Source organism: Massilia sp. P2_C2, assembly GCF_056404615.1.
Genome location: NZ_JBFUDR010000019.1, coordinates 23,591 through 38,840, shown reverse-complemented (window position 1 = coordinate 38,840; position 15,250 = coordinate 23,591). Strand labels below are relative to the sequence as shown.

Annotated in this window: 8 protein-coding genes; 2 read left to right on the top strand and 6 right to left on the bottom strand. The window is 64.5% G+C overall.

All coding sequences use genetic code 11. The annotated features are described in order from the left end of the window. Window positions 1–184: hypothetical protein (locus AC1DYX_RS04140; protein WP_477256557.1), on the top strand; the 184-nt coding region annotated here is incomplete at its 5' end. A 244-nt stretch (window positions 185–428) separates the two neighbouring features. Next, window positions 429–2,552 carry a beta-galactosidase gene (locus tag AC1DYX_RS04135; RefSeq protein WP_477256555.1) on the top strand — a complete coding sequence of 708 codons (2,124 nt, stop codon included), beginning with the start codon at window positions 429–431 and terminating at the stop codon, window positions 2,550–2,552. Window positions 2,553–2,636: 84 nt separating this feature from the next. On the opposite strand, the gene AC1DYX_RS04130 is transcribed toward AC1DYX_RS04135, so the two are convergent. The 6 genes from AC1DYX_RS04130 to AC1DYX_RS04105 form a co-directional block, all read right to left on the bottom strand. Then, window positions 2,637–3,554: an alpha/beta hydrolase gene (locus AC1DYX_RS04130; protein WP_477256553.1), complete on the bottom strand. Its 918-nt coding sequence runs from the start codon at window positions 3,552–3,554 to the stop codon at window positions 2,637–2,639. A gap of 108 nt (window positions 3,555–3,662) precedes the next feature. Further along, window positions 3,663–5,303, bottom strand: a complete 1,641-nt coding sequence (locus AC1DYX_RS04125; protein ID WP_477256551.1) for an alpha-L-fucosidase — start codon at window positions 5,301–5,303, stop codon at window positions 3,663–3,665. 142 nt (window positions 5,304–5,445) lie between these two features. Further along, entirely contained in the window at window positions 5,446–6,975 is a 1,530-nt protein-coding gene (locus tag AC1DYX_RS04120) for a tryptophan halogenase family protein (protein ID WP_477256549.1), read from the bottom strand. Between the two features lie 80 nt (window positions 6,976–7,055). Next, a complete protein-coding gene (locus tag AC1DYX_RS04115; protein ID WP_477256546.1) occupies window positions 7,056–10,103 on the bottom strand; it encodes a TonB-dependent receptor in 3,048 nt (1,015 codons plus the stop codon). A 347-nt stretch (window positions 10,104–10,450) separates the two neighbouring features. Next, window positions 10,451–11,965, bottom strand: coding sequence for a tryptophan halogenase family protein (locus tag AC1DYX_RS04110; RefSeq protein ID WP_477256544.1), 1,515 nt, complete (start codon window positions 11,963–11,965; stop codon window positions 10,451–10,453). Between the two features lie 185 nt (window positions 11,966–12,150). After that, on the bottom strand, window positions 12,151–15,207 hold the full coding sequence (locus AC1DYX_RS04105; protein WP_477256542.1) for a TonB-dependent receptor: 3,057 nt from the start codon (window positions 15,205–15,207) through the stop codon (window positions 12,151–12,153). Window positions 15,208–15,250 lie beyond the last annotated feature (43 nt).

Genomic DNA, 15,250 nt, shown 5'->3' with positions numbered 1-15,250 from the left:
AGACTACTCGGTGCCCCGGGAAGGCGAACCCGGTGGTTCGGCTTCCCTTCGTGGGAAATTCGGTACAGCCATCGTCGACGGGGCACGCTCAGGTTCGTCGCCATCGGCTGTTGCGTTCAGGCATACTGTCGTGCTGCCACTGCCAGGTACCGCAGTCGGCGACGTGGCAATGATCGGTGATTGATCGGTTATCGACCGGTTATTGACCGGTTGTTGATCAACTCATGATCGGCTGTTGATCGCTATTGTCGTTGCCCCACCGCAGTGCCGCAATTGTGAAAATCGTCAAGACGGCACATGAAATTGCCCAGCGCGACGCATGCCACAAATCGTTCCCGCCGTTGGCGGTTTTCGTAATTGCGCTCGCCTGCGGCGGGTGGTCACAATGATCGATTGTCCAGATATATCCACCAGAAGAGGTCAAGAAGATGTTCAGACGGAGACTCCTGTCGTACGCCATCGGATGCGCGCTTGCCGCAGCGGCCTGCGCGTCGGCGGCGGCGACGGCGCCCGCGCAGCCGGATTTCCCCACGGTGCTGTATGGCGCGGCGTACTATCACGAATACATGCCCTACGAGCGGCTGGACAAGGACGTCCAGATGATCAAGGCCGCCGGCTTCAACGTGGTGCGCCTCGGTGAATCCACATGGAGCCTGTGGGAGCCGGAAGACGGCCGCTTCGAGTATGCGTGGATGGACCGCGTCGTCGAGGCCATGGGCAAGGCCGGCATCAAGGTCATCATGGGCACGCCCACCTATTCGGTCCCGGCGTGGATGGCGCACCAGCATCCGGAAATCCTCGGCACCAGGTTCAATGGCGCGAAGAACACCTACGGCATGCGCCAGAACATGAACACCGATGCGCCGGCCTACCGCTTCTACGCCGAGCGCCTGATCCGCCGCATCGCCGCCCATTACAAGGACAATCCGAACGTCATCGGCTGGCAGGTCGACAACGAGACGGCCAGCTACGGCGCCGCCAACGACGATGTGTTCATCCGCTTCCAGCACTACCTGGAAAAGAAATTCGGCACGCCGGAAAACCTCAGCAAGGCATGGTTCCTGAACTACTGGGGCCAGAACCTGCACACGTGGGAAGACCTGCCCCGCCCCGACGGCGCCCAGAGCACGGGTTACAAGCTTGAATGGTCGCGCTGGAGCCAGATGCGCGTCACCGACTTCCTGCACTGGCAGGCGCAACTCATCCGCGAAAGCGCGGGCCCGCGCCAGTTCGTCACGCACGATTTCGCCGGCGCGCTGCATGGCGACGTCAACGAGGAAGCCGTCGCGCGCGGGCTCGACGTTCCCGGCGTGAACATCTACCACTGGGGCACGCAGGACAATTACAACGGTGCCAACCAGAAGCTGGAGGCCGACTTCACGCGCTCGCTCAAGGGCGGCAACTTCCTCGTCACGGAAACGAACGCGCAGACGACCGACTGGAGCTCCTCGTACCAGTACCCGCCGTACGACGGGCAGTTCCGCGAAGACGTCTACACGCACCTGTCCAACGGCGCCAACATGGTCGAGTACTGGCACTGGGCGTCGATCCACGCGAACCAGGAGACGTACTGGAAAGGCGTGCTGTCGCACGATCTGGAACCGAATCGCGCGTACACGGAAATGAGCCGCACGGGCAAGGAACTGCAGAAGATCGGTCCGCGCCTCGTCGACCTGCGCATCCATAACGACGTGGCCATCCTGTGGAGCCGCGATTCGCTGAACGCCATCAACGACATGCCGTTCGCGAAGCAGTCGCAATGGGGCTCGGCCGGCAGCAACGCCGACTATGCCTCGGAGGTGCGCCAGATCCACCGCGCGCTGTACGACCTGAACGTCGGCACCGACTTCGTGTTCCCGGACACGAAGGATTTGTCCGCGTACAAGGTCCTCGTCGTGCCGTCGCTGTACATCGCGGACGACGCCCTGCTGCAGCGCATCGCCGACTTTGTGCGCAAGGGCGGTCACGTGGTCATTGGCTTCAAGAGCGGCTTCGCGAACGAGAACGCGGCCGTGCGCTGGACGATGGCGCCCGGCCCGCTGCGCGAGGCGCTCGGCTTCCACTACCAGGAATTCTCGAACCTGGCCCAGCCCCTCAAGCTGAAGGATGATCCGTACCAGACCGGCGCGGACAACAAGGTACAGTACTGGGCCGAGTTCCTGCAGCTGGACACGGCCAGGGCGCTGGCCTGGTACGACCACCCGTTCTTCGGCCGCTGGCCCGCCATCACGGCGAACCGGTTCGGCGCGGGCAAGGCCGTCTACGAAGGCACGTATTTGTCCGACAACCTGCAGAAGGCGGTGTTGAAATCCGTGCTGCAGGAGCGTGGCCTGATCGGGCCGGACCAGGAACTGCCGTCGCACATCCAGACGCGAACCGGCGTGAACCGCTACGGCAAGACCATCCGCTACTACTTCAACTACTCGGGCTCGCCCGTCACGTTCACGTACCGCCACAAGGCCGGCACGGACCTGCTGACGTCGCGTGCGGTGAAGGCGGATGACGCGGTCAACCTGGCGCCGTGGGATCTCGCCATCGTCGAGGAAAACTGAGATTGCCGTTCGCGTGGGCACGGGGTGCCCACCCTACGAGAACAAGCGTAGGGTGGGCGGCCCTCCGCCCACGCGAATGTCTGTTTAGCGGAAGAGCAGCTGGGCGTAGTGGTACAGGTTTTCCGCCCAGCTGTCGCGGTCATGCCCATACTCGTCCACGTTCCACACGTGGGCGACGCCCTGCTCCCGCAGCTTGCGGTGGACGCCCTGCACGACGTTGATCAGGCCGTCGCGATTGCCGCACGACAGATACACCAGTTTCAACTGGCTGCGCGCCTGCGCGGCTTCCTTCGCCAGCAACGCAGGATCCCCGGTGTTCGGCGCCGGCGAAAAACCGGCCACCCAGTTGAACGCCTGCGGATGCCCCAGGCCGAAGTTCAGCGACTGCCCGCCCCCCATCGACAGGCCGCCGATCGCGCGGTGCGCGGCGTCGGCCTGCGTCGGATACGCGGCATCGACGGCGGGAATCAGCGACTCCAGCAGGTCGCGCTCGAAACGCGCGAAACCGGCCGCGTTTTCCGGCGTAAAGACCTTGTCCTCCGGCGGCGAGCGGTCGTCCGCCAGCGCGCGGCCGTTCGGCATCACGACGATCATCGGCACGACCTTGCCGCTTGCTGCCAGGTTGTCGAGCACCTCGGTGGCGCGCACGTACCAGCGCCACTCGTCCTGGTTGCCGCCGATGCCGTGCAACAGGAACAGCACGGGATAGCGCCGTCCTTTATCGTAGCCGGGCGGCAGATAGACATTGGCGGCGCGTTTCGCGCCGGTGACCGCCGATTGATACGTGAACGTTTCCACCTTGCCGTGCGCGACACCCGCCTTCGCATCGGCGAATCCGGCCGGCGGCGGCGCGTAGGCGCGCACGTCATCCGCCGCGAGGACGATGGGACGCGCGAAGTTGGCGCGCGCCTTGTCGGCGCTCACGTCGACATCCTGGGCGCGGGCGACACCGGCGGCGCACAGCGCGGCGGCGAAGAAAAGTGGGGTGAATCTGCGGGTCATGCGTCGGGCTCCTTGCAGGCCGCGCACGCGACGCGGCGAGGTAAACAGTGTGCCGCGCACCCGGACGGGCGCGCGGCGAAAGGGATCAGTGTAGCGGATGGATGGGGATCAGGCCACCTTCAGCGCGATCGCGTACGGCAGCGCCGGGCGCTGGTTCGGCAGCGTCACCTGCAGGCCGTCGGGAGTCTGGCTGAACGCGAGCGCGCCGCCGCCCACCAGCTGGACGCTGGCCACCGGTTTCTTGAGGTAGTCGCCGCCGGCGCGCATTGCCTTGATGTTGACCTTGCCGTCTTCCGGCCAGCCCATCACGAACGCGTACACGCCATCCTTGCCGGCGGTGAAGCGGATGTCCGCCGCGGTGAACGGCTTGCCCTTGCCTTCGTTGAAGCCGGGACCGGACAGCGGCGCCGCCGCGTCGTCGTAGACCGGCCCCTCGCCGCACGTCGCCCACGGACGCGAGTCGTAGATGCCCTCGCCGTTGACGGCCATCCAGCGGCCGATTTCCTCGACGATGGCGCGTTCCTGCTCGTCGATCGTGCCGTCGCCGCGCACGGGCACGGACAGCAACAGGTTGCCGTTCTTGCTGACGACGTCGATCAGCGTGTGCACGACGGTCTGCGCGCTCTTGTACCATTTATTCTCGTAGAGGCGACGGTCATAGTGCCAGCTGCCGATGCAGGTATCGGTCTGCCACGGCAGGGGTTCGATCTTGTTGCTCTGGCCCCGCTCGATGTCCCACACCATGGCATGGCGTTGCACGTCGTCGAGGATCTTGCCGTTGACGACCACGTCCACCTTGCCGCGCCTGGCGACGCTGCGGTTGTACATGTGCGCCAGCAGTTGCGAGCCGACGTCGCTGACGGGCCACAGCGGCAGCACGGTGTCGTCGTAGTACACGAGGTCCGGGTCATAGCTGTCGATCAGGTCGACGGTGCGGTTGTACAGCTTGTCCGCATAGGCCTTGCTCGGGGCATATACGCCGCCGCCCCAGGCCCAGCGCTGGTCGGTGCTGCCGCCGTCCTTGCTGAGCGGGTGGGCCTGCGCATACAGCGCCTGCGGATCGTGACCGTTCCACCACTGGCCCTTGCCGTCGGCCTTGGTCAGGCGGCCGTCGTACGGCACGCCGGCCAACGGGCCCGTCTTGTCGGCGCCCTGCGCCGTCTCGTACCAGTTCCAGGCGTGGGCCGCGTGCACGGAGACGCCGAAGCGCAGGCCGTGCTTGCGGGCGGCGTCGTGCCAGCCCTTGATCAGGTCCTTGCGCGGGCCCAGCTTCGTCGAATTCCATTCGGGCTGGTAGCGGCTGTTGTACAGGTCAAAGTTGTCGTGGTGGTTGGCCAGCGCGACGAAGTATTTCGCGCCGGCCTTCTTGTACAGGCCCACGAGGTCGTCCGGGTTCCAGCGCTCGGCCTTCCAGCGGCGGATGATGTCCTTGAAACCGAATTTCGACGGGTGGCCGTACGTGGCGACGTGGTATTTATAGTGCTCGCTGCCCTCCTCGTACATGCCGCGCGCGTACCAGTCCCCATGTTCCGGCTCGCATTGCGGGCCCCAGTGCGCCCAGATGCCGAACTTGGCGTTACGGAACCAATCCGGTGTCTCGTATTTGGTCAGCGACGGCCAGGTCGGTTCGAACGGGCCGGTGGCCATGGGAACACGGTTGCCGGCCGCCGTGGCCGCGCCGGCGTAGGGGGACAGCGCCAGCGCCGGGATCGCGGACGCCATGTGCTGCAAGAGTTCACGTCGTTTCATCGGAATCTTTCCAAGGTAGATAGGAGGCGGCCGTTACCTGACGGCTCTTGTTAATCGACGAAATAGTGCCCGTCGCCTCCGGCACCCGCAATTACGAAATTGTCCAACCGAACTCATATTTTCGTTAGACGCAGCCAGTCCTTCAGGCGGCGCGCTTGCCTGCCGGTTCGTCGCTCACCACGTGGTTGACGAATGCCGCATGGTCCGGCATCGCGTCGACCGCCCGGCGGATCGAATCGCGGATCTTGCGGAAGTGCTCGACCAGGTACCTTTCATCCATGAGGTCGATGAACGGGTCGTTCTTCTCCGGGAAAATCCCGTGTCCCAGCAGGATCGACGCCCACGAATCCTCCAGGAACCCCTGCTGGTCGAGGATCGCGACGCGGCTCGAGTCGCGGAACAGGTCGATCTGGTGTTGCAGGATGTCCGGGACCGGCATGCTCCTGCAATAGCGCCAGAACTCGGAATCGTCGCGGTTCGTCAGCTTGTAGTGCAGGATGATGAAATCGCGTATGTATTCATAGCGCAGCGAGAGAAGGCGGTTGAACTCGTCGGCCAGCGCCGGGCGGCAGTCACGGTCCGGGAAGAACTGGACGATCCAGCCGACCGTCATTTCGATCATGTTGATGCTCGTCGATTCGAGCGGTTCGATGAACCCCGTGGACAGGCCGACGCCCACGCAATTCTTGATCCACGACTTGCGCCGGCGGCCCGGCGTGAAGCGCAGCTGGCGCGGCGTGTCGAGGGCGGCGCCTTCGAGCGCCCCCTCCAGCACCCGCGTCGCTTCCGCGTCGGTCGTGAAGCCGTCGCAATAGACATAGCCATTGCCGAGGCGGTGCTGCAGGGGAATGCGCCAGGTCCAGCCCGCGCTCTGGGCCGTGGACCGCGTATAGGGCGTGAGCGGTGCGTCCGGGCTCGCGCATGGCAGGGCCTGTGCGCTGTTACAGGGCAGCATCGCGCTCCAGTCCTCGTAGCCGGCCTTGTACACGCCTTCGAGCAACAGCGCACGGAAGCCCGTGCAATCGACGAACAGGTCGCCTTCAAAGCGGCGGCCGTCGCGCAGCTTGACAGCAGTGATGAAGCCGGTTTCCGGATGTTGCTCGACGTCGGCGACGGTGCCTTCGATGCGCGTAACGCCGCGCGCGACCGCGTAATCGCGCAGATAGGCCGCGTACAGGCTGGCGTCGAACTGGAAGCCGTAGGAATACGAATTGGTGACGGACGGCTGGTCGCCGTACGGCGGCACGAAGCGGTGCGCGCGCGACATGGCATCGGCCGTCGACCATTCCTCGTACGACGGCATATCCGGGTTGTCGCGCTTCAGGCGGAGCCAGTACATATACGCGGGACGGCCCTCGATGGTTGGGCCGAAGTTGCCGAAGGCGTGGAAGAACCGGTTGCCGACATGGCCCCAGTCCCGAAACTCGGTGCCGAGCTTGAACGTCGCCTGCGTCTTTTTGACGAAGTCGGCGGCGTCCAGGCCGAGTGTCTGGTTATAGTAGCGGATGGTGGGCAGCGTGGCTTCGCCGACGCCCACGGTGCCGATCTCGGGCGATTCGATGAGGACGATCTCGCACGCCGTGCCCAGCTTGAGCGCCAGTGGCGCGGCGGTCATCCAGCCGGCAGTACCGCCGCCCACGATGACGATTTTACGGATGGCCTTGTCGGACATGATCTCTCCAGTGACAAAAACGCAAAAACCTCCCGCAACCGGCCTGGCTTGCGGGAGGTGTGCTACATACTACGCGACAATCAGAACGAGTAACCCATCCGGACCGAGTAGCTGCGGCCGGTGTAGAAGGCACCGCGTTCCATCAGGCCGATATGCTGCTGCATGTACTGGCGGTAGATGGCATTGGTCAGGTTCGATGCCTCCACCGACAGGTTCAGGTTGTCGTTGAACTTGTAGTGGAAACCCGCATCGAGCTGGCCGTACGCACCGCCATAGGTCGGCAGCGCGTAGTTGACCGAGTAGCCCTGGCCGAAGTTCGGGCTCGCCGGATTGGCGTCGATGCCCTCGCCGCCGTTCGTGCCGTACGCATTGACCGCCTGCAGGTATTTCGAACGCCAGCTGTACGCCAGGCGCGCGGACACCGGACCCTTGTCGTACAGCAGCGCCAGGTTGTAGGCGTTCTTCGACAGGTTGGTCATCGGCAGCCCGCCCAGGATGCGGCCGTCGGTGTCGCAACCGGCCAGGTCGCGCGCCGTGTTCGCGGCGGCCGTGTCCTTCGGCGTGCACCATACCACGCCCGGCGGCGCGTTCAGGTTCAGGCGGCTGTCGAGGTAGGTGTAGTTCGCCGAGATGCCGAAACCGGACCACAGGCCGGGCAGCATGTCGAAATACTGCTGGTACGCAAGTTCCGCACCGTTGGCACGGCCCTTGGCGCCGTTCGTCGGCCCGGTGACGTTGAAGTTGTAGGGCTTGCCCGTCAAGTCGTTCATCGTGTAGATCGCCGTCTGGCCGATGACGATGTCCTTGATGCGCTTGTTGAACACCGCCAGCGTGAGCGAGCCGCCATGGCCGAAATAGTATTCGGCCGTGACGTCGAAGTTGTCCGACGTCGTCGGCTTCAGGTTCGGATTGCCCCTGCCGTTGCCCGTGAAGGCGATCGATTTGAGGGTCGTGACGTTCGTCGTCGTGTCGGTGCTCGTCTTGATATCCTCATTCAGCGTCGTATAGGCCTGCAGCTGGTAGAAGTCCGGACGCGTCATGCCTTTCGAATACGCGCCGCGGAATTGCAAGCCCTCGTTGACCTTCATGCGCAAGTTCAGGCTCGGCAGCACGTTGGTGTACGTGTTGTCGAAGTCGCGCTTGTCGGACAGGTTCGCGAACGCCGGTACACCCCCCCCAGTGATCTTGGAAATATCCTGCTGCGTGTAGAGCAGGTAGCCGGTCGCTGCCATATTGGTGCGCACGACGCGCACGCCCACGTTGCCATCGATCGGGAAACGCAGGGTGTCGACGTTGAAGCGCAGCTGGCTGTACGCGGCCTTGGTGCGCTCGCGCTGCTGGTTCAGGCCCTGGGCGTCGCCGAACGGCGCAGGATTCCACGTATAACTGCACGGAGTGCTCGAGCACAGCTGGTCCGTATAGCCATGGACCAGGGCGAAGCCGGCTGGCGCACTATTCGCGGTCGGGACGAGCAGGCTGGGATCGGCGATGATGACCGGCGGCGGCGCGCTCATCTGGCCACCGAAGAAGTTCGGGAAACCCAGCGTCGCGACCGGCTTCGAGAAACGCGGGTCGCTCAGGTAAGGATAGCCATTGATCGCCCAGCCTTGCATCCACGGCTGCGCGATCGCGGTCCATTCGCTGCCGTGCGTCGAGCGCGTGTCGGCCTTGCGGTCGGTGAAGCGCACGCCGAACCGCAAGTCGTTCAGCACCGGGCTGTCGAAGGTGAACTTGGCATCCAGGCGCGCCGCTTTCATGGTCCCGACGGCCTGGTCGCGGTGTTCCTGACTGGTGCCCCAGTAATAGGTCTTCGGATCCGTCAGCAAGGCGCGGTCCGCATCGTCGAAATGCAGCTCCGCCGGCGACTTGGTGAGATCCCATGTCATTTTCGGCAGGGTGCCCTGCATGCCGATCAGGTTGTCGTAGCCGGTGGTGGTCGCGCGGGTGTGCTGCAGGTCGGAGCTGACCGTCCACTGGTCGGTCGCGCGCCAGTCCGCATGCCACGCGATGTCGCGGGTGTCGGACTTGCGGCCCGCTGCGCGCGACGAGCTGCTCAGGCTGATCCCCGTTTCGTTCGGCGAACGCAGCGTGCCGGTCAGCAGCGCCCCGTTGTCGGCGAAAGTGGCGCCGGGGTCAAGCATGCTGGTGGACGGGTTCGCCGTGCCCGTGTTCATGCCATATTCCGTCGTGTTCATGTCGTACTTCGAACGGAAGAAGGTCAGGTAGGACGACAGCTTGTCCTTTTTCCACTGCAGTGCGCCATACACGCCGTCGCGTTCGCGTTCGAAATTGTTCGACGTCCAGTAGCTGCCGTTCGAGATCCAGCGCAGCGCGCCGCTGGTGTCGCCCGTCACGGCGTTGGTGCGCGGGATGTACGGGGAAATCTGCATGCCGTCGCTGCGCGTATTGATGCGCGAACGGGCCACGTCGATCAAGGCGCCGAACTGGCCGAAGGCCGTGTTCCAGCGGTTCGACAGCAGGCCGGACACGCCGGGCGACGTCTTGCCACGCAGTTGCGAACGGCTCGCCTCCACCGACAGTGCACCCTTGGCCCCCTTGAAGTCGAACGGCAGCGCGGTGCGCAGGTTCACGAGGCCGCTGATGCCGCCTTCGATCTGTTCGGCCGACGGGTTCTTGTACACGTCCACGCCGCTCATCAGTTCCGGCGGCACGTCCTCGAAGCTCAGCGAGCGGCCGCCGTTGGCGGAAAACGCGTCGCGCCCGTTCAGTTCGGAACGCACATAGGTCAGGCCGCGCACCGACACGCCCGTGCCTTCCGCGGCGTAGTGGTTGACGCCGTCGCCCACGCCCTGCTGCGGGTCGACGCGGTTCAGCGTGCGGTCGATGGTCACGCCCACGACCCGCTGCAGCACCTCGGTGACCGACTTGTCCGGCAGCTTGCCGATGTCGTCGGCGACGATGGAATCGACGATCTCGTCCGCATTCCGTTTGCGGGCCGCCGCCGATTCCAGCGCGGCGCGCTGGCCTACGACGACGACGGTGGTGGTGCTGTCGTCCTTTTTCACGGCGTCGTCGGCGCGTGCGCCCTGTGCGAACATGGCCCCGCTGGCCATCAGCACGAACTGGGCGGCGCCCATGGCGATTGCTGTTCTCTGAAACTGCTTCACTAATTTCTCCTCTCTGTCTCCGCGTTCCAATGTTTTGGATACCAACGGTGACGACAGATGCGTCACCGTAGTGTCATTTTGTTCAGGGGGTATTTTCCCGACAACCCATAAATTTTCTTTTTCGCAAATTAATATAGTTAACGTTGTATTAATGCAACGGAAATATAAACATACATTTGATTATTGTCTTAACGGATCGTGAATAAAGTGATGCGGCATGCGCACGGCCCTTGAGCACGGACGCGATCAGATGAGAATAAGGAGGCTGGCCGGAGTGGCCGGGAGGCGGGATGCGGAGGCCGCGAGGGCCCCGCATTCTTTCGAGGTGGCCTTCAGAGGCCGGGGACTTACGATTTCTGCGCCGGCCCTGTCACCTGCGCCAGGAACGCCGCATGGTCCGGCATCTGGCCGACGACCTGCCGGATCGTCGCATGCACTTTCTGGAAATGCTCGGCCAGGCGCGCGAGGTCCATGCGTTCGATGAATTGGTCGCCGCGCTCGGGGCGGATGCCATGGCCCAGCAGGATCGACGCGTGCGAATCGAGCTGGAACCCCTGCAGATCGTAGATGGCGACATGGCTCGTGGCGCGGAACATGTCGATCTGGTGCTGCAGCGTGTCCGGGATCGGCATGTTCGCGCAATAGCGCCAGAACTCGGAATCGGTGCGGTTCGTCAGCTTGTAGTGCAGGATGATGAAGTCGCGCACGTACTCGTAGCGCTGCGTGACCAGGCGGTTGAATTCGTCGGCCAGTTCGGGGCGGCAGTCGCGGTCCGGGAAGAACTGGACGAGCCAGCCGACCGACAGTTCGATGATGTTGATGCTGGTCGATTCGAGCGGCTCCAGGAAGCCGCTCGACAGGCCGATCGCCACGCAGTTCTTGATCCACGGCTTGCGGCGGCGGCCCGTCGTGAAGCGCAGCTGGCGCGGCGTGTCGAGCGGCTCGGTGTCGAGGCCGTCGAGCAGCACGCGGCCCGCCTCCTCGTCCGACATGAATCCGTCGCAGTACACGTGGCCGTTACCGGTGCGGTGCTGCAGCGGGATACGCCACTGCCAGCCGGCGCTTTTCGCCGTCGAGCGCGTGTACGGCGTCAGCTGGTCGGCCATCGCGCTCGGCACGGCCTGCGCGCTGTTACAGGGCAGCATGGCGCTCCAGTCCTCGTAGCCGGACTTGAAGACGCCTTCGATCAGCAGGCCGCGGAAGCCCGTGCAGTCGACGAACAGGTCGCCCTCGACGCGMCGGCCGTCGCGCAACTTGAGGGCCGTGATGAAGCCCGTCTCCGGATGCTGCTCGACTTCGCCGACCGTGCCCTCGATGCGCTGCACACCGCGCGCCATTGCGTATTCACGCAGGTACAGCGCATACAGGCCCGCGTCGAACTGGAAGGCGTACGAGTACGCATTGGTGGGGCCGGGCTGGTCGCCGTACGGGGGAATGAAACGGTTCGCATGGGCCATCGTCGTCGAGATCGACCATTCCTCGTACGACGGCATGTCCTTGTACGCGCGCGCGAGCCGCAGCCACGACATGAAGGCCGGACGGTTCTCGATGGGCGGACCGAAGTCGCCGAAGCCGTGGAAGAAGCGGTTGCCGAGATGGCCCCAGTCGCGGAAGTCGATGCCGAGCTTGAACGTCGCCTTCGTGCGCCGGACGAATTCCCCGGCGTCGATGCCGAGCACGTGGTTGTAGTACAGGATCGTGGGCAGCGTCGATTCGCCCACGCCGACCGTACCGATCTCCGGCGACTCGACGAGCACGATCTCGCAGGACGTGCCCAGCTTCAGCGCCAGCGGCGCGGCGGTCATCCAGCCGGCGGTGCCGCCGCCCACGATGACGATTTTAYGAATGGCCTTCTCGGACATGACTTCTCCAGTGACAGAAAAAACAAAAGCCTCCCGAGGGCTGCCGGGCCCGCGGGAGGCGTACTTACAGGCGGACGATCAGAAAGTGTAACCCATCCTGACCGTGAAACGGCGGCCCGTGTAGAACTCGCCACGTTCCATCAGGCCGATACCCGACTGAACATACTGCCGGCACAACGCGTTGGTCAGAACGTGTACCCCAACCGGACCGAGAAACGACGGCCCGTGTGGAACGCGCCACGCTCCATCAGGCCGATACCCTGCTGCATGTACTGCCTGAACACCGCGTTATTCAGGTTCGTGGCCTGTACCGACAGGTTCAGGTTGTCCGTGAACTTGTACTGCAGGCTCGCATCGAGTTGGCCATAGGACCCGCCCCAGGTGGGCAAGGCGTACTGCACCGAAAACGGCTGGCCGAATCTGGGGCTGGCCGGATTCGCGTCGATGCCGTCGCCGCCGTTCGTGCCGTACGCGTTGATCGCCTGCAGGTATTTCGACCGCCAGCTGTACGCCAGGCGCGCGGACACCTTGCCCTTGTCGTACAACAGTGCCAGGTTGTAGGCATTCTTGGACAGGCCCGTCATCGGCACGTTACTCCCATTGAGCAGGCGACCATCCGTGTCGCAACCGGACAGGTCGCGGGCGATGAGCGCATTCGTGTCCTGCGGCGTGCACCAGACCTGCACCAGCGGCTTGCCCAGGTCCTGGTGGCTGTCGATATAGGTGTAGTTGGCGGCCACCCCGAGGCCCGACAGGATGCCCGGCAGCTTGTCGAAGTATTGCTGGTAGCCGATCTCGGCCCCGGTGGCACGGCCGGTCGCGCCGTTGACGGGCGACGTGACCGCGAAGTCGTGCCCCTGGCCGGTCGAATCGTTGAGCGTGACGAACGAGGTCTTGCCGATGATGATGTCCGACAGGCGCTTGTTGAACAACGCCAGCGTGAGCTGGTTGCCGCGGCCGAAATAGTACTCGGCCGTCAGGTCGAAGTTCGTCGAGCGCGTGGGCTTGAGCAGCGGGTTGCCGAGTCCATTACCGGTGTAGTCGATGCTGTCGAGGACTACCGCCTTCGTCACCGGGTCCGTGTGCGTGTGCAGGTTCTGGCTCAGCGTCGTATACGCCTGCATCTGGTAGAACTCCGGACGCGCGATGCCTTTCGAGAACGCGGCGCGGAACTGCAGCTCGTCGCTGGCCTTCATGCGCAGGTTCAGGCTGGGCAGGACGTTCGTGTACCGGTGGCCGAAGGTGGTCTGGCTGGACAGCGCGGCGATCTGCGGCACGCCGGGGATATTGGAGGCATTCGGCGGCGAGAACAACAGGTAACCCTTCGCCGACATGTCGGTGCGCACGACGCGCAGGCCCACGTTGCCGTCCACCGGGTAGCGCCACTTGTCGTAGCTGAACCGCAGCTGGGCGTAGGCCGCCTTCGTCTTCTCGTGCTGCTCGTTGCGGCTCTCGGGGTCGCCGAACTTCGCGTACTCCCACAATGCGTCGCCCGAGCACGGCATGTTGCAGAGCACTTTCACCATCTCGTGCAGCTGGAAAAAGGCCGGCGGCGGCGCGCCATGCGTCAGCGCGATATCGCTGGCGACGACCGACGGCGGCGTCAATGTCCCGCCGCCGAAGAAGTTGTTGAACGACAGGGGCCCGGCGTTCGCGGAAAAGCGTGGATCGCTCAGGTAGGCCAGCTGGCTGAACGGTTGCCAGCCGTCGTGGCCGACGGCCCACGGCGCCGTGATCTCGTGCCACTGGTTGTTGCCGTGCGTCCCGAGCGTGGTGGCGTCGCGGTTCGTGAAGCGCACGCCGAAACGCACGTCGTTCAGCACCGGGCTGTCGAACGTGTATTTCGCGTCCAGGCGGACCGCGTTCTGCGTGGAGATGGCCTCGTCGCGGTGTTCCTGGGCGGAGTTCCAGTAATAGTTATTCGGATCGGCCACGAATGCTCGGTCCGCGGCGTCGAAGGTCAGCGTCGGCGGCGAGTTGCGCAGGTCCAGGCCCTCCTTCGGCATCCAGCCGCCCAGCGACACGAGGTTGTCGAACCCGGACGTCGTGGCGCGGGTATGCTGTACGTCGCCGCTGAAGGTCCAGCGGTCGTTCGCGCGCCACTGCAGGTTCCACGAGATGTCGCGCGTGTCGGACTTGCGGCCCGCGCTGCGGCTTTGCACGCCGAAGCTGATACCCGGATCCTGCGGCGCACGGATCGTCCCCACCAGCAACGCGCCGCGATCGTTGAACGACGCGCCCGGATCGACCGTGATGGTGGCCGGATTCCCGTTTGCGGCCACCGAGTATTCCGTCGTGTCCATGTCGTACTTCGAGCGGAAATAGGTCAGCGACGACGACAGGTTGTCCTTCTTCCACTGCAGGGCGCCGTACAGGCCGTCGCGCTCGCGCTCGAAGTTGTTCGTCGTCCAGCTGCCGCCGTTCACGAGCCAGCGCCGGGTGCCGCTCGTGTCGCCGATCACGGCGTCGGTACGCGGAATGTACGGCGAAATCTGGACGCCGTCGCTGCGCGTGTCGATGCGCGAATGGGCCACGTCGATCAACGCGCCGATCTCGCCGAAACCGGTCTTCCAGCGGTTCGAGAACAGGCCGGAGAACGAGGGCGCCGTCTTGCCGCGCAGGTCGGAGCGCGACGCTTCCACGGACACCGCGCCCTTTTTGCCCTTGAAATCGAATGGCAGCGCGGTGCGCAGGTTCACGAGGCCGCCGATGCCGCCTTCGATCTGCTCGGCGGACGGGTTCTTGTACACGTCCACGCCGGCCATCAGCTCGGGCGGCACGTCCTCGAAGCTCAGCGCGCGGCCGCCGTTGGCGGAAAACGTATCGCGGCCGTTCAGTTCCGAACGCACATACGACAGGCCGCGGATCGACACCCCGGTGCCTTCCGCAGCGAAGTGGTTGATGGCGTCGCCGACGCCTTGCAGCCGGTCTGGGATGTTCATCGTGCGGTCGATCGTGACGCCGACCACGCGCTGCAACACTTCCGTCACCGACTTGTCCGGCAGCTTGCCGATGTCTTCGGCGAGAATGGAATCGACCACCTCGTCCGCATTCTTCTTGCGCACCACGGCGGATTGCAGCGCGGCACGCTGGCCCACGACCACGACGGTGGCGACACGGGGCTGGTCGTCCTTCTGGTTCGTCTCCTGGCCGCGCGCGTGCAGTGCACACGTCGCGCCGCCGGCCACGAGGACGAAGCGGGCGACGCCGATGGCGATCGCCGTTCTCTGAAACTCTCTCATGGGTATCTCCTCTACGTTTCTCGCATGTATTTTTTTTATGGGG